This window comes from Providencia vermicola (assembly GCF_020381325.1).
Lineage (GTDB): Bacteria > Pseudomonadota > Gammaproteobacteria > Enterobacterales > Enterobacteriaceae > Providencia > Providencia vermicola.
Genome location: NZ_JAGSPI010000006.1, coordinates 128,300 through 141,433, shown reverse-complemented (window position 1 = coordinate 141,433; position 13,134 = coordinate 128,300). Strand labels below are relative to the sequence as shown.

8 protein-coding genes are annotated in these 13,134 nt (G+C 41.7%); 2 read left to right on the top strand and 6 right to left on the bottom strand.

Going from position 1 to position 13,134, the window contains the following annotated elements; translation table 11 throughout:
- Positions 1-140 precede the first annotated feature (140 nt).
- From eno to dgt, 6 genes are all read right to left on the bottom strand, one after another.
- Positions 141-1,442, bottom strand: a complete 1,302-nt coding sequence (gene eno, locus KDJ85_RS10385) for a phosphopyruvate hydratase (protein ID WP_206082943.1) — start codon at positions 1,440-1,442, stop codon at positions 141-143.
- Between the two features lie 65 nt (positions 1,443-1,507).
- Positions 1,508-3,145, bottom strand: coding sequence for a glutamine hydrolyzing CTP synthase (gene pyrG, locus KDJ85_RS10380; RefSeq protein WP_225819611.1), 1,638 nt, complete (start codon positions 3,143-3,145; stop codon positions 1,508-1,510).
- Positions 3,146-3,714: 569 nt separating this feature from the next.
- Entirely contained in the window at positions 3,715-4,509 is a 795-nt protein-coding gene (gene mazG, locus KDJ85_RS10375; RefSeq protein ID WP_225819610.1) for a nucleoside triphosphate pyrophosphohydrolase, read from the bottom strand.
- 918 nt (positions 4,510-5,427) lie between these two features.
- Positions 5,428-7,659, bottom strand: coding sequence for a GTP diphosphokinase (gene relA, locus KDJ85_RS10370; protein WP_225819609.1), 2,232 nt, complete (start codon positions 7,657-7,659; stop codon positions 5,428-5,430).
- Positions 7,660-7,675: 16 nt separating this feature from the next.
- Positions 7,676-9,007: a 23S rRNA (uracil(1939)-C(5))-methyltransferase RlmD gene (gene rlmD, locus KDJ85_RS10365; protein ID WP_225819608.1), complete on the bottom strand. Its 1,332-nt coding sequence runs from the start codon at positions 9,005-9,007 to the stop codon at positions 7,676-7,678.
- A 164-nt stretch (positions 9,008-9,171) separates the two neighbouring features.
- Positions 9,172-10,698 (bottom strand): dGTPase, encoded by a 1,527-nt coding sequence (dgt, locus tag KDJ85_RS10360; protein ID WP_225819607.1) that lies wholly within the window; start codon positions 10,696-10,698, stop codon positions 9,172-9,174.
- Positions 10,699-10,944: 246 nt separating this feature from the next.
- On the opposite strand from dgt, the gene mtnN reads away from it, so the two are divergent.
- Together mtnN and btuF are read left to right on the top strand one after the other, a co-directional pair.
- Positions 10,945-11,637: a 5'-methylthioadenosine/S-adenosylhomocysteine nucleosidase gene (gene mtnN / locus KDJ85_RS10355; protein ID WP_206082949.1), complete on the top strand. Its 693-nt coding sequence runs from the start codon at positions 10,945-10,947 to the stop codon at positions 11,635-11,637.
- 63 nt (positions 11,638-11,700) lie between these two features.
- The gene (gene btuF / locus KDJ85_RS10350; protein WP_225819606.1) at positions 11,701-12,534 is read left to right on the top strand and encodes a vitamin B12 ABC transporter substrate-binding protein BtuF; all 834 of its coding nucleotides are present in this window, start codon (positions 11,701-11,703) and stop codon (positions 12,532-12,534) included.
- Positions 12,535-13,134: the final 600 nt, after the last annotated feature.

The window sequence follows — 13,134 nt, the reverse complement described above, 5'->3', positions numbered from 1 at the left end:
TAATAAAATAGGTAAATTTAAGATTAACTTTAATATGGAAAAAATAATTTTTTTATCGTTATTTAAAATATCATTTATTTTAGGCATAAAAAACGGGAAGCTTTCGCCTCCCGTTTCAATTAATTAGCTTAGCTATTAAATTATGCTTGGCCTTTAACTTCTTTTAAACCATTGAATGGTGCACTGTTACCCAGAGCTTCTTCAATACGGATTAATTGGTTATATTTAGCAACGCGGTCAGAACGGCTCATAGAACCTGTTTTGATTTGGCCCGCTGCGGTACCCACTGCTAAATCGGCAATAGTTGCATCTTCAGTTTCGCCTGAACGGTGAGAGATAACAGCGGTGTAACCTGCATCTTTCGCCATTTTAATCGCAGCCAGAGTTTCAGTTAACGAACCGATCTGGTTGAATTTAATTAGGATTGAGTTAGCGATACCTTTGTCGATACCTTCTTTCAGGATCTTAGTATTCGTTACAAACAAGTCGTCACCAACCAGTTGGATTTTGTCACCAAGAACTTTAGTTTGGTATGCAAAACCATCCCAGTCAGATTCGTTCAGGCCATCTTCGATAGACACGATTGGGTACTGTTTAGTCAGCTCTTCTAAGTAATGAGTGAACTCTTGAGACGTGAAGGTTTTACCTTCGCCTTTCAGTTCATAATTACCTGTTTCAGCATTGAAGAACTCAGATGCTGCACAGTCCATCGCTAACGTTACATCTTTACCTAACACATAACCTGCTTGTTCAACCGCTTCTTTGATAGCGGCTAACGCTGCTGCGTTAGATTCTAAGTTAGGTGCATAACCACCTTCATCACCTACAGCTGTGTTCATACCTTTAGATTTCAGTACTTTTGCTAAGTGATGGAAAATCTCAGAACCCATGCGAACCGCTTCTTTCAGCGTTGGTGCGCCAACAGGTTGGATCATGAATTCTTGGATATCAACGTTGTTATCTGCGTGTTCACCACCGTTGATGATATTCATCATTGGCAGAGGCATTGAATATTGACCGTGAGTCCCATTCAGATCAGAAATATGCTCATACAGAGGCATACCTTTTGCCGCTGCTGCTGCTTTTGCATTTGCTAAAGAAACAGCCAGAATTGCGTTCGCACCAAATTTAGATTTGTTTTCAGTGCCATCAAGGTCAATCATGATTTTATCGATGTTTGCTTGATCTTTTGCATCTTTACCGATCAAGGCTTCTGCGATTGGGCCATTAACTGCACCAACAGCTTTCAGAACACCTTTACCCAGGAAACGTGCTTTATCACCGTCACGCAGTTCCAGAGCTTCACGAGAACCTGTCGATGCACCTGATGGCGCAGCTGCTAAACCAACGAAGCCACCTTCTAAGTGAACTTCAGCTTCAACAGTTGGGTTACCACGAGAGTCAATGATTTCACGGCCGATCACTTTAACAATTTTGGACATTAGGTTTTCCTCAGTACAAGTTAAATTTCGGGAAGTTGGTGCCAATGCGCCGACTTCCCCATATCTTATTTCAACTCACCTTTCTGGTACTTACCAGCGGCTTTAACAAAACCTGCAAATAATGGGTGACCATCTCTTGGGGTCGAAGTGAACTCTGGGTGGAATTGACAAGCCACAAACCAAGGGTGATTTGGGTTTTCAATAATTTCTACCAGCTTGTTATCTACTGAGCGACCCGCAATTTTTAGGCCTGCATCTTCGATGCGTTTCAGTAATAAGTTATTCACTTCATAACGATGACGGTGACGTTCAACGATGGTTTCAGCGCCATACATATCACGCACTAAGCTACCATTCACTAAATGGCATGGCTGCCCGCCAACACGCATTGTACCACCAAGGTCGCTCTCTTCAGAACGCACTTCAACGTTACCCTCTTCATCACGCCATTCTGTAATCAGCGCAACAACTGGATATTTACAATCTGCTTTGAATTCTGTTGAGTTTGCATCTGCCATATTGGCAACGTTACGTGCAAATTCAATCAGGGCAACTTGCATACCCAAACAAATACCTAAATAAGGGATTTTATTCTCACGTGCGTATTGCGCTGTCAGAATTTTCCCTTCTACACCACGCTCGCCAAAACCGCCTGGAACTAAAATTGCATCAAGCCCTTTCAGTAATTCAACACCACGGGTTTCGATATCTTGCGAGTCGATTAGCTTAATATTTACGGTTAAACGATTTTTCAAGCCACCGTGTTTCAGTGCTTCGATAACTGATTTATACGCATCTGGTAACTCAACGTATTTACCCACCATTCCGATAGTCACTTCCCCAGCTGGATTGGCTTCTTCGTAAATAACTTGTTCCCACTCAGACAGATTCGCTTCAGGCGCATCGATACGGAAACGGCTACAGATGTATTCATCCAAACCTTGGGATTTTAACAAGGCTGGGATTTTATAAATAGAATCAACGTCTTTTAGTGAGATAACTGCTTTTTCTGGCACATTACAGAATAACGCGATTTTCGCGCGCTCGTTTGCAGGGATCACACGGTCTGAACGGCAAATTAATACGTCAGGTTGAATACCAATGGACAGCAATTCTTTCACAGAATGTTGCGTTGGTTTAGTTTTTACTTCACCCGCAGCTGCAAGATACGGCACTAAGGTTAAGTGCAAGTATAGTGTGCGTTCACGACCCACTTCCGCCGCCATTTGACGAATAGCTTCTAAGAATGGCAGAGATTCAATATCACCAACAGTTCCGCCAACTTCAACGAGAACAACATCATGACCTTCGCCACCACGGATGATGCGGTCTTTGATTTCATTCGTAATATGCGGGATAACTTGGATGGTAGCGCCTAAATAGTCGCCACGGCGCTCTTTGCGCAGAACTTCAGAGTAGACACGGCCTGTCGTAAAGTTATTACGACGTGTCATTTTGGTACGGATGAAACGCTCATAATGACCCAAATCCAAGTCAGTTTCAGCGCCGTCTTCTGTAACGAAAACTTCCCCGTGTTGGGTTGGGCTCATTGTACCTGGATCTACGTTAATGTAGGGATCCAGTTTCATAATCGTTACATTGAGTCCACGGGCTTCGAGTATAGCCGCCAACGAGGCTGCGGCAATGCCTTTACCCAGAGAGGATACGACCCCGCCGGTCACAAAAATATAGTTAGTTTTCATGCTGAACCTGAAAGTTTAGGTTTAAAAGATGATGGATATAACAGGACGGGAAAACAGTATACCCGAACCTTAATTTCGCTACAAATGTTCTAAGCATAATAAGGCTAAATTTCATCAATACTCTAATATTATCAGCAAGTTAAAAACAAAAATTATTTATCGCTTCAAAAATAGTCATCTGCGTCTGTTTTTATACATTAACACAGTTTAAAGGCAAAAGCTAAATCCTTTCAGCTCACTCTATAGCGTAAAAAATGCAATTCTGCACTAAGTTTGATTTTGAATAACTATTTACTCTATCACTCGCTATTTAACGCCTAAAAATGCCATTCTATTCATTGTTTTTGAAGCTTTATTTGGGAATATTGAATAAATTACTTTTAGAATAAACCAACAGTATCCAAATCTTAAAACGACAAACAATTTCAATACTTACATGTACTGGCTCTAAATAGTTCGCATTACAGCTAGGCGGCAAGAGAGGATATCTCGGGGAGCATACATAAGTATGTGACCCGTGTAGCCGAACGCAGCCAACAACGCTGTAGTGCGAAATATGACGAGACATTTTATTCTTGGCTTTTAACCTGCAGCCAAAGCGCCTCCATCTCTTCAAGTGTAGCACCTTCTACAGACTTACCATTTTCGGATAAGCTTTTCTCGATTTGCCTAAAACGTCGTTCAAATTTATTACAGGCTTTTTGCAGTGCAATTTCGGGCTTATGGCCTAGGTGACGAGACAAATTTACTGTCGCAAACAGTAAATCTCCAATTTCTTCTTCTAAGCGGTTTTGTTCTACAACTACCTGAGTGGCTTCTTCCATGACTTCTTCAAGTTCTTCATGCACTTTTCCTACCACTGGGCCAAGTGTATCCCAATCAAAACCGACAGAAGCACAACGTTTTTGAATTTTATAGGCTTTCATCAGCGCAGGGAGTGAGTTTGGAATATCATCAAGTACAGAAAATTGAGACTTTTCAGCACGTTCTTTTGCCTTACGCTTTTCCCATCCCTCAATCACTTCGGAGCTTGAAAGTTGGTTGTTCGTATCAAAGATATGTGGGTGGCGATGCTCAAGTTTGTCACTCACAGCTTGGCAGATATCATTAAAATCAAAAAGTGATTTTTCATTCGCCATTTGTGCATAAAAAACGACTTGGAATAATAAGTCACCCAATTCGCCTTTTAGATCAGAAAAATCCTCACGCTCTATCGCATCAAGCACCTCGTAGGTTTCTTCAAGTGTGTAAGGTGCGATGGTTTTAAATGTTTGTACTTTATCCCAAGGGCACCCCGTTTGCGGGTCGCGTAACTGTGCCATGATGGATAGTAAGCGTTCAATTTGGTGATTTTGCTGACTCATCGTATTACCCTTTGATTTTCTTTTGTTTCTACATTGCTACCTTTATCTCAAACTTACCAGATATAAAGGCTAATCAACAAAGAAAACTTGAAAATGATCATTCAAAATAGTTTGAGTTGTCGGTAGGCGGTAAGATTAGCTATCTCGGGGAGCATACATACGAATGTGAACGCAGCCAACAACGCTGCGGCTCAAAATATAAAAATAGTTATTGATAATAGTGCCGATTTTCAAAATAGTTTGTGTTGTAGGTAGGCGGCAAGCAAACGAATCCTTAGGAGCATACATAAGTATGTGACTAAGGTGAGGCACGCAGCCAACAACGCTGCGGCTCAAAATATAAAAATGGTTATTGATAATAGTGCCGATTTTCAAAATAGTTTGAGTTGTCGGTAGGCGGTAAGATTAGCTATCTCGGGGAACATACATACGAATGTGACTAAGGTGAGAGCGCGCAGCCAACAACGCTGCGGCTCAAAATATAAAAATGGTTATTGTTATATAGTGCCGATTTTCAAAATAGTTTGAGTTGTCGGTAGGCGGTAAGATTAGCTATCTCGGGGAACATACATACGAATGTGACTAAGGTGAGAGCGCGCAGCCAACAACGCTGCGGCTCAAAATATAAAAATAGTTATTAATAATGGTGCCGATTTTCAAAATAGTTTGAGTTGTCGGTAGGCGGTAAGATTAGCTATCTCGGGGAACATACATACGAATGTGACTAAGGTGAGAGCGCGCAGCCAACAACGCTGCGGCTCAAAATATAAAAATAGTTATTAATAATGGTGCCGATTTTCAAAATAGTTTGAGTTGCAGCTAGGCGGCAAGCAAACGAATCCTTAGGAGCATACATAAGTATATGACTAAGGTGAGAGCGCGCAGCCAACAACGCTGCGGCTCAAAATATGACGAAAATCACTGAGAATGGCGTTTGGCCTCAATAACATCGGCTAACTGATTCAACTTCGCTAGCACCCTGCCTAGCACCTCGATATTATAAATTTCTACTGTCATATCGATTGTTGCTAGCTGCTGCTTAACGTCACTGCGGCTACTGACACCGAGTACATTGACTTTCTCATTGGCGAGGATCGTTGTGATGTCACGTAGTAACCCGCTACGGTCATTTGCCACAACCCTAACCACAAGAGAATAGCCACTGGAATAATTTTCACCCCATACGGCATCTATTACACGTTCTGGAGCGTGACTTTGTAGCTCAGCAAGTTGCTCACAGTCAACACTGTGAATTGAAATACCTCGCCCTTTAGTAATAAAACCAACAATTTCATCCCCAGGAATGGGTTGGCAGCACCTTGCAATGTGGTGCATTAAATTACCCACACCTTCAACAACGACACGTCCACTACTATGAGATGGTGCCCTTGGTACAGAAGATTTGTTTTCTAACGTCTTCAGCGCTGCACGGTCTTCTTCTTCCGCCGTTGCTTTATTGAATTTGCTTTGTAAGAAATTCACCAACTGGTTAATTCGAATATCACCGCCACCAATACCTGCTAATACTTCATCCAGAGAATGAACGTTATAGCGGGCAATAAGCAGTTTTTCCGCTTCACGCAGGCTAATATCGAGCTGAGATAGTTCACTATCTAAAATCTGGCGCCCAGCAAGAATGTTTTTATCTCTGTCTTGTTTACGGAACCAGTTTTGAATTTTGGCTCGCCCACGACTAGTTGTGACATAGCCTAAGTTTGGATTTAACCAATCACGGCTTGGGTTCGGATGTTTTTGGGTGATGATTTCAATTTGATCCCCCATTTGCAGTTGATAACTAAATGGCACGATCCGACCACCAATTTTTGCACCGATACAACGATGCCCTACATCACTGTGAATATGGTAGGCAAAATCAAGTGGAGTTGACCCCGTCGGTAAATCAACAACATCCCCTTTCGGTGTAAAGACATAAACGCGATCATCAAATACTTGGCTACGAACTTCATCAAGCATTTCGCCTGAGTCTGCCATTTCTTCCTGCCATGCAATTAATTTACGCAGCCATGCAATACGATTTTCGTAGCTGCTTCCCTTGCCAATTCCTGTTGCACCTTCTTTATATTTCCAATGTGCAGCGACCCCTAACTCTGCATCTTCATGCATTTGGCGAGTACGAATTTGAATTTCAAGGGTTTTACCGTTAGGGCCCAGCACCACTGTATGAATTGATTGATAGCCATTTGGCTTGGGGTTTGCCACATAGTCATCAAACTCATCAGGAAGATGGCGAAAATGGGTATGCACAATTCCCAGTGCCGCATAGCAATCTTGCAAACGTTCAACCACGATACGCACAGCCCGCACATCGAACAGCTCATCAAACGCCAATGATTTCTTCTTCATTTTGCGCCAGATACTGTAGATATGCTTGGGACGACCGTAAATATCAGCCTGAATGTTCTCTTTTAGCATATATTTACGCAACGTACCGACAAAATTATCAATATAATCTTCACGGTCAATACGGCGTTCATGGAGCAACTTAGCGATTTTCTTGTATTCATCAGGGTGCAAATAACGGAAGCAGAAGTCCTCTAATTCCCATTTTAATTGCCCTATCCCTAAGCGATTCGCTAATGGCGCATAAATATTGGAGCATTCTTTTGCGGCTAATACGCGTTCATCTTCTGTGGCGTCTTTGACTTCACGCAAATGCGCGATACGCTCTGCTAACTTGATGACAACACAACGAAAATCCTCCACCATCGACAATAACATACGACGGATATTATCGACTTGGACTGAGCTTGTTTCACTGGATTGTGTCGCTTTTAATTGGCGAATAGCATCCATTTCAAGCACGCCTTTAACAAGTTCATGTATCGAATTTCCGAACTGTTCAATGACTTCGTGCTCTTCCAGCTTGCCTTCTTCTACTAATGGAAATAATAATGCGGCTTGTAAGCTGCCGATATCCATACTGAGCGTAGATAAGATTTCGGTCATCTCGATGCCACGCCACAGCAATAAAGGCCCAATTTCTTGGCCTGCTAATTTATCGTGACAAAACTGCCAGGTATGGATGAGCTTTTCTTCTGATTGTTTATTGCTCAAACCCAGACCGCCTACCCATTTTTCTGGGGCAAACTCACCTGCTGGGGTTAGATGTGCGCTTCTTACTGCAACCATATATTCTCCCTACCTGTTAATGCTCTGGTCGACGGATAAATAGTGCCATTGATTCTAAATGGCTAGTGTGCGGAAACATGTCTAACATCCGCAAATGTAATAATTGATACCCCTCATCAAGCAAAACTTTACTGTCCCTTGCTAATGTCGTTGGGTTACAAGAAACATAGACAATTTTTTCGGGCATCAGTTTAATTAAATGTTCCATCACGCCCGCCGCCCCTGCACGTGCAGGGTCTAATAATACTTTGTTGAACCCTTGGGCTGCCCACGGTTGTGTATGAATTTCGGCTTCTAGGTTCTCATTATAGAAGGTCGCGTTGGAAATAGTATTGAGCTGAGCATTGTTTCGTGCCTGTTCGACTAAATTTTCGACACCTTCAACCCCGACAACTGATTGCGCTAATCGCGCTATTGGTAACGTAAAATTACCCATTCCGCAAAAAAGGTCTAATACCCTATCTTCACGCGTTAGATCTAACCATGCTAATGCTTGTGCCACCATCAATTGATTTACTTGCCCATTCACTTGAATAAAATTTAATGGGTTAAATTTAAGCACTTCACCTACCACTTGATATTCTGGCATTGGTGAGCTCGACGTCAGCGCTTCTAATGCATTGTCATTTCCTGCCAGCCAGATAGACACGTCATATTGACTTTCAAAATCGTTAAGTTTCTGTTTATCTGCATGTGAAAAAGGTACTAAATGGCGGATCATGATGATATTGCTGTTATCCGCGTGGATAAGCTCAACATGACCTAATTTCGACTTAATGCTAAGTTGGTTAAGACACTCATAAAGGGGAGCAAGTAACATATCCAGTTCAGGCGCTAATACAGGACAGTTTTTAATATCAACCAGTGTATTGGACTGTACTTGACGAAACCCCATCACCAACCGTTGATGTTTAGGCTGATATTGCAAGCCTAAGCGAGCACGACGGCGATAACCATAAGGTTCACCACTCATCACCGGAGCTGCACTTTTATCACCCCCCGTTTCTCGCATCATTAAATATTGTAAAGCCTCAGCCTTACTTGCTCTTTGTAATTCAATATCAATATGTTGCTGTTGACAGCCACCACACTGATTAAAATAACGGCATTGTGGCTTCACTCTCTGTGGACTTGTTGATAAGCGCTTAACCACTTTCGCTTTCGCAAAACTACGCTTTTCTTCCGTTAACTCAATTTGAGCTTCTTCCCCTGGTAATAAATCCGCAACGAAAATTGTTTTCCCGTCAAGACGAGCTATACCTTGCCCTGCGGCATCTAAGCTATCAGCAATGACCGTAAGTTGACGGCGAGGAGTGGTGCGGCGGTTCGGAGAGTAAAATTGAGCCATAAGTAGTCACAACAAAGTATTAGTTACAAAAAAGGGTCCTTGTTTGTTTCCATTTCAGGTATTTTTTATTTCTGAAAAGAGAAAAACAGACAGCCTAGTATACCTGTTTTTCCTTTTATTTTATTGCCTACTTTTCGATTTTATTACTTAGCGAATTAATATTATTAATTACTCACCATAAATTTTCTATATTCTTCATAAGCATAGTGATCTGTCATACCGCTGATGTAGTCTTGAATCAAACGGGCTCGATAGTAAAACTCAAGAATAGATTTATCCGCTTCATTCGTTGCAGAGACTTTCTCAAGCGCCTCGTTATAGGATAAACGGTGCTTATTGGATAACTTATGGAATAACCGCGTTTCAATAAAAAAGTGTTTGTGGTAATTTTTTTCCACTAAATCGGCAAAGTCAGTTCGGTTCATCATTAGCAACGGACTATAAAAATCGAGTAATCCACTGATAATTTTATAGCCTTGCAACTCTAGCTGCTCGACTTCGTGATGGTTAAATACATGTTTAAATGCAACGGTTTTCAACACTTTCAGCAAACGATGCTCAGGGCTTTTGTCTTCCAATAATGCGCTATTAAAACAGCCATGATAAATTTCAGGTAGGTTTTTAATAAAACGCTGGGCACTATAGTGCGCTAACTTACCTGTAATATTAACGCGTAAGTACATAAAAAACTGATCTTGCTGAATCCGCCTTGTGTGGTTATCACTAATATTGTTATAAGCACGCATAATGGTTTGATCGAATAAATCATTCTGCTCAACTTCCCCCCACTCTGCGCGCAAATAATCAATTAGTTGCTCAACGGTAAAGATCCCTTTTTCTGCGGCATCATCCAAATCAGCAATACAATAAGAGATATCATCTGCCGCCTCCATAATGTATGAAAGTGGAAAACGGCAATATTTCTCCATATCGAGTTTCTTGGTAAGTTCAGTGACAAAATCCGCTTCAGACCAGTAATACCCTGGTTTTTTCATCAAATAATCAAATTCTGCTGGGATTGGTTCTAAATCATAAGCTCCTCGCGTATATTTTAAGATAGAACCAATTTGTGCGTAGGTTAGGTTAAGTTTCAACAAGCGGTGAGCCATTCGTAAACCTTGTGCATTCCCCTCAAATGAACATAAATCACGCTTCAATTGGCGACGAAAAAGGTCTTGCTTTTCATTGCCTGTTAATTGCAATGCTTCAATTTGACAAGGGTCGGGTAGGTCAGGTGAAAATAGATAGTCAGGGGCGAGTAGTTTGCTAAACCAGCGCTGAATAGCAGCCTCACCAAAATGTCCGAAAGGTGGGTTACCAATGTCATGCATCAGGCAGGACATCTCCACTAAGCTTTCAAAAGCATCACAACGCTCATCTAACCCATAGGTTTCTAATAATTTTTTCTTTTTCAGCTCACCAAGCACGGTTTTACTGATATAGCGCCCCACTTGCTGAACTTCAAGTGAATGAGTTAATCGGCTGCGCACCGCCGCATTTTGTTCTAATGGGAAAACTTGTGTTTTTTGTTGTAAACGACGAATAGCAGCGGAATTAATAATACGCCCACGGTCACTTTCAAATAAGCGGTTTACGGCGTCTTCATCCTGTGGTGAGACTTTCTGGTTTTTAGCACTGCTCATATAGTTACGCTGAAAGCTCAGTTTCTTTAGAAAATTAATTTCACCCACGCTGCCACCTTCCCTATCTCGATTGATGTTTCATTATATAGCCTAAACACAGGAAAAATACTTCACGACTCACCTTTCAATGTTACACTTCGTGCATCTTTGTAATTTCGTTGTCGAAATTCGAGTTGTTACAATAAAATTTGCGAACCCGCTCGAAGAACACAGCACTAACACAATAAAACATTATCTTCCCTAGTCAAAATATTGACACTAATCGTACAAATTAAGCAGGGAAAAGGAGACAAAATGAAAGTTGGGATCATTGGAGCGATGGAGCAAGAGGTTGCTATTCTTCGCTCACAAATTGAAGGCTGCCAAACCATTAGTCGCGCAGGTTGTGAAATTTACACTGGGAAAATTAACGGTGTTGATATTGCCCTATTAAAATCAGGTATTGGTAAAGTTGCTGCTGCTATTGGCACGACTTTGTTGTTAGAACATTGTCAGCCTGATGTCGTGATTAATACAGGTTCCGCTGGCGGGTTAGACCCTCGCTTAAATGTGGGTGATATCGTTGTTTCGACCGAAGTACGCTATCACGATGCTGATGTTACGGCATTTGGCTACGAGCCAGGCCAGATGGCACAATGCCCACCTGCTTTTGTTGCTGATAACAAACTCATTGATGTTGCTGAGCAATGCATTAAGTTGCTCGATATGAATGCAGTTCGTGGCTTAGTATGTAGCGGTGATGCCTTCATTAATGGTGCAGAACCTTTAGCACGCATTAAAGCGACCTTCCCACAAGTTGCTGCCGTTGAAATGGAAGCAACGGCGATTGGCCAAGTCTGTCATCAATTCGGCGTACCATTTGTTGTGGTTCGCGCGATTTCAGATGTTGCAGATAAAGAATCGCATACCAGCTTTGACGAATTTCTTCCCGTTGCAGCTCGCCAGTCTTCACTGATGATCAATGCAATTTTAGCTAAGCTGGCTTAAATTCGACAAAAAAGGCATAACTCATTGTCAGGTATGCCTTTTATCGCCACATAATGATATACCATGAAAAAATTAACTGCCTATTCATCCCACATTATTACTTTATTATTGGCTTGTTTTATCTCATTTTCTGCTCTGTCTGAGCCGAAACAGCGCGTGGTTAGTTTATCCCCTGCAAATACAGAGCTTGCCTATGCTGCTGGGTTAGGTGATAACTTGATTGCAGTTAGTGCTTACTCCGATTACCCCGAACAGGCAAAAAAACTGGAACAAGTTTCTGATTGGCAAGGGGTTAATGTCGAGCGTATTATTGCGCTTAAACCAGATTTGATTTTGGCATGGCGAGGAGGAAACCCGCAACGGCCACTTGATCAGTTGGCATCCTTTGGCATTCCCATTATCTATTTTGACCCACAAGCCATTGATGGAGTCATTGACGCTGTCAATGAGCTATCCCAATACAGCGCTAGACCTGAACTGGCTCAGCAAAATATTAGCGCTATGCGAGCTAAGTTAGCTCCTTATCGAAATCAAAAAAAGTCAGATCTCAAAACCCAAAAAATCTTTATCCAACTGGGAACTCAGCCTTTATTTAGTGCGGGTAAGCATACATTGCAAAATGATGTCGTGACATTTTGTGGGGGGGAAAATATTTTTGCTAACAGCGCCGTGCAATGGCCGCAAATTAGCCGTGAGCAAGTGCTCACCCGCAATCCTGATGTAATTGTAATGACTGGCTCAATTGAACAGGAAAAAGTCGTAAGGGATTTTTGGCAATCACAGCTGGATGTCCCAATCATTCGTTTAAATGAAGATTGGTTTCATCGTGCAGGCCCACGAATTGTTAACGCGACCGAACAACTGTGTGAGCAGTTAAACGCTTTATCCAATGGATAGTTAAGAATTACGAATTACGAATTACGAATCTAGAAATTTTCTAAATAGTTCGCGTTGTGGCAAGGTGGCAAGTAAGCAAATCCCTAGGAGCATACACTAGTATGTGACCCGAGTAGCTGAATGAAGCCAACACCACCAAAAGTTAGAAAACTGAATATATCGTTAATTTTCTAAATAGTTCGCGTTGTGGCAAGGCGGTAAATGAATATATCTCGGGGAGCATACACAAGTATGTGACCCGAGTAGCTGAATGAAGCCAACACCGTCAAAAGTTAGAAAACTGAATATATCGTTAATTTTCTAAATAGTTTGAGTTGCAGCTAGGCGGCAAATGAAGATATCTAGGGGAGCATACACAGGTATGTGACCCGAGTAGCTGAATGAAGCCAACACCGTCAAAAGTTAGAAAACTGAATATATCGTTAATTTTCTAAATAGTTTGCGTTGTGGCAAGGCGGCAAATGAAGATATCTAGGGGAGCATACACAGGTATGTGACCCGAGTAGTTGAATGAAGCCAACACCGCCACGGAGCAACTTTGCGAACAATAAATGTCTTATCAAATTAAGAATTAAGAATTAAGAATTAAGAATTAAGAAT